Origin of the sequence: Bradyrhizobium sp. (genome assembly GCF_016462955.1) — a bacterium.
In the GTDB taxonomy this organism is placed as follows: Bacteria; Pseudomonadota; Alphaproteobacteria; order Rhizobiales; family Xanthobacteraceae; genus Bradyrhizobium.
The window spans coordinates 1-3,478 of record NZ_JAEMSD010000620.1 but is presented as its reverse complement, the minus strand read 5'-3'; the positions used below and the strand labels follow the sequence as shown (position 1 = coordinate 3,478).

General features: G+C 62.6%; 3 protein-coding genes. 1 reads left to right on the top strand and 2 read right to left on the bottom strand.

Annotation, left to right across the window (positions count from 1 at the left end; translation table 11 throughout):
• Positions 1–103 precede the first annotated feature (103 nt).
• Positions 104–391: a translation initiation factor IF-1 gene (gene infA / locus JHD07_RS35620; protein ID WP_148755275.1), complete on the bottom strand. Its 288-nt coding sequence runs from the start codon at positions 389–391 to the stop codon at positions 104–106.
• A gap of 23 nt (positions 392–414) precedes the next feature.
• Complete coding sequence (locus tag JHD07_RS35615) at positions 415–2,028, bottom strand: DEAD/DEAH box helicase (RefSeq protein WP_291630714.1); 1,614 nt, start codon at positions 2,026–2,028, stop codon at positions 415–417.
• 479 nt (positions 2,029–2,507) lie between these two features.
• On the opposite strand from JHD07_RS35615, the gene JHD07_RS35610 reads away from it, so the two are divergent.
• On the top strand, positions 2,508–3,478 hold a 971-nt coding region (locus JHD07_RS35610; protein ID WP_291630712.1), incomplete at its 3' end, for an ABC transporter substrate-binding protein.

Here is a 3,478-nt window from a genome sequence, read left to right as displayed (position 1 = left end):
GTTCGAAACAATCCGGACGTGCACCATTTTTTGATCCGCCGTGACGCCAACGGCGGACCAATACGATTCGAGATTTCATCCCGCGTTCAGCGCTGCAGCTGACTTAGCGACGGCGGAACTGACCCCCACGCTGTCCGGGGCGGGGTGGCCCGCCCGCCCCGCTGGGTCGTTCGTCCTTGTGGCGGAAAATCAGCCGGCCCTTCTCCAGATCGTAGGGCGACATCTCCACCGTCACGCGGTCGCCCGCGAGCGTCTTGATGCGGTTCTTCTTCATCTTGCCGGCGGTGTAGGCGACGATCTCGTGTCCGGCGTCGAGCTGCACGCGGTAGCGCGCGTCGGGGAGGATTTCGGTGACCAGTCCCTCGAACTGGATCAGCTCTTCCTTAGCCATGAATGTCTCCAGGTCGTGGACGGCTAGTGCGAATAGGGTTTGCGGTTTGGTTGGCTGTTTGGCCGACTCTCGCGGCGCAAAAAGGCAACGCCTTGTATCCCATCGGGCGCCGCAGCGCTATGTGCGGAACGCTGTTCCGGACGGTCGGCAGGCGATGAATGCATCTTACCACCGGAGCGGCGGCGGCGAGAACCCTTGGATGCATTCGGTCCAGCGGCGTGACGTCCGTCGGCATGTCTTGTGTCAGCATGTCTTGCCTCAGCATGTCTTGCCTCGGCGTGCCGTCCTTCACCGTGCCTCCCGTCGCCTTGCTTCCCGGGACCATGGTGGCGCCCCTCGGCATGTCGTTCGTCCGCACGCCGCCCGTCACCATGCCGCGCGCCTTGCGGACGCTGGCCGGGACGGCCGCCCGGCCGGCCTTGTCTCTGCTGCGACGGCGCGGGGCCGGCATCGCGGCGGCCGGCGTCGGTGCGGTGGTCCTCCCGCGGCAGGGCGACGCGAATCAGCCGCTCGATGTCGCGGAGATAGCTGAGCTCCTCGCCGCCTGCGACCAGCGAGATCGCGGTGCCGTCGGCACCGGCGCGCGCGGTGCGGCCGATGCGGTGGACGTAGGTTTCCGGCACGTTGGGAAGGTCGAAATTGATGACGTGGGTAATGCCGTCGACGTCGATGCCGCGGGCGGCGATGTCGGTGGCAACCAGGGTGCGGATCTCGCCGGAGCGGAACTGGGCGAGCGTGCGCTCGCGGTGGTTCTGCGACTTGTTGCCGTGGATGGCGCTCGCCGCAATGCCGGCCTTTTCAAGGGTCTTCACCACCTTGTCGGCACCGTGCTTGGTGCGGGTGAAAACCAGTGCGCGGTTGATGGGCTCGTCCTTCAGGAGCTTGGTCAGGAAGGCGGGCTTGGCTGCGAAGTCGACCTGGACGATGCGCTGATTGATCCGCTCGGCTGTCGAGGAGACCGGGGTCACCGCGACGCGCGCTGGATCGCGCAGCATGGAATCGGCGAGCTCGGCGATGTCCTTGGGCATGGTGGCCGAGAAGAACAGCGTCTGCCGCTTGATCGGCAGCTTGGCGACGATTTTGCGAATGTCGTTGATGAAGCCCATGTCTAGCATACGGTCGGCTTCGTCCAGCACGAGGAACTCGACGCTGGAGAGCTTCAGGCCGTTGCTCTGCACAAGGTCGAGCAGGCGGCCGGGGGTGGCGACCAGAACGTCGACGCCCTGCATCAGGGCGCGGACCTGGCGGCCCATCGGCACGCCGCCGATGGCGAGGGTCGACGCCAGCCGGAGGTGACGGCCGTAGGCGTTGAAGCTGTCGAGTATCTGACCGGACAGCTCGCGGGTCGGAGAGAGCACGAGTACGCGGCAGGTCTTGGGCTGCGGCTTGATGCGGTTCTCGAGCAGCCGGTGGAGGATCGGCAGCGCGAAAGACGCGGTCTTGCCGGTTCCAGTCTGGGCGATGCCGACGACGTCGCGGCCGGTCAGCGCGGTCGGAATGGTCTGGGCCTGGATCGGGGTGGGGGTGACGTAGTCTTCTTCACGAAGAGCGCGCGCGATGGGTTCGGCAAGGCCGAAATCCTGAAACGAAGTCAAAAGAGGGGTTCTTTCCATGTCGAAAGCGGGCGCCCGGCGCATTCGGCGCGGCGCGCGCAAAAGGGTGTCGAGAAGACACCTGCGTGTTTGGGGTGTCGGATGGGCTTGGGAGAATGGGGCAAGCCAGAGGCCCGTACGGGCTTAAGAACACGCGGCTCGCTACGACCCCTTGATTCGCAAGAAGTCTAGGAAGGTCATATGGAACATCGGGGCGGCGCTTTCAAGGCAATCGCGACCGAAACAGCAATCAAGGTGCAAAAATAGTGATGCCGCAAATTTAGCCAGAACGAGCAATGTGCGCAAAGATTAAACTGAATGCCGCTTTCGCATACATTTAGATTGCTCATAAGTTAGGCAATATTACTGCGGCAAAACTTCGAATCCTGACGATTACGTGAGCAAATTCAGGCGGTTGAGAGGTGCTCAGCCCATGGCATGGTTCTTGCGATTCCGTTAATCGCAGGCGGCCGCGGGGCCGTTTCGCAGCATTTTCATGTCTGCGTCAGGGAGATGAGACACTCATGTTTAGCAAATCCACTCACGATATAGCGGCGTCATTTAGCCGCCGCGGCGTGCTCGCCGCGACCGCCGGACTGATGCTCGGTCTGGCTTCATTGACTGGCGCAAAGGCCGCCGACGACACCATCAAGGTGGGTGTACTCCACTCCCTGTCCGGCACCATGGCGATCAGCGAAACAACGCTGAAAGACACCATCCTCTTCCTGATCGACGAGCAGAACAAGAAGGGCGGCGTGCTCGGCAAGAAGCTGGAAGCCGTCGTCGTCGACCCCGCTTCGAACTGGCCGCTGTTCGCCGAAAAGGCGCGCGAGCTGATCACCAAGAACAAGGTCTCGGTCGTGTTCGGCTGCTGGACCTCGGTGTCGCGCAAGTCGGTGCTGCCGGTGTTCAAGGAGCTCAACAGCATCCTGTTCTACCCCGTGCAATACGAGGGTGAGGAGAGCGAGCGTAACGTGTTCTACACGGGGGCTGCGCCGAACCAGCAGGCGATCCCCGCCGTCGACTACCTCATGAAGGACGAGAAGGTGAAGCGCTGGGTGCTTGCGGGCACCGACTACGTCTATCCGCGCACCACCAACAAGATCCTGGAAGCCTATCTGAAGTCGAAGGGTGTCGCCCAGGAAGACATCATGATCAACTACACGCCGTTCGGGCACTCCGACTGGCAGACGATCGTGGCCGACATCAAGAAGTTCGGCTCGGCCGGCAAGAAGACCGCGGTGGTCTCGACCATCAATGGCGATGCCAACGTTCCCTTCTACAAGGAACTCGGCAACCAGGGCATCAAGGCCAAGGACATTCCCGTGGTGGCGTTCTCGGTGGGCGAGGAAGAACTCGCCGGCATCGACACCAAGCCGCTGGTCGGCCATCTCGCCGCCTGGAACTACTTCCAGTCGATCAAGTCGCCGGAGAACGAGAAGTTCATCAAGGCGTGGCAGGCCTACACCAAGAATCCGAAGCGCGTGACCAACGA

What these genes read in the sequence shown, in the direction of transcription:
- infA (WP_148755275.1), bottom strand. Translation starts at nt 391, where the DNA reads ATGGCTAAGGAAGAGCTGATCCAGTTCGAGGGACTGGTCACCGAAATC.
- JHD07_RS35615 (WP_291630714.1), bottom strand. Translation starts at nt 2,028, where the DNA reads ATGCGCCGGGCGCCCGCTTTCGACATGGAAAGAACCCCTCTTTTGACT.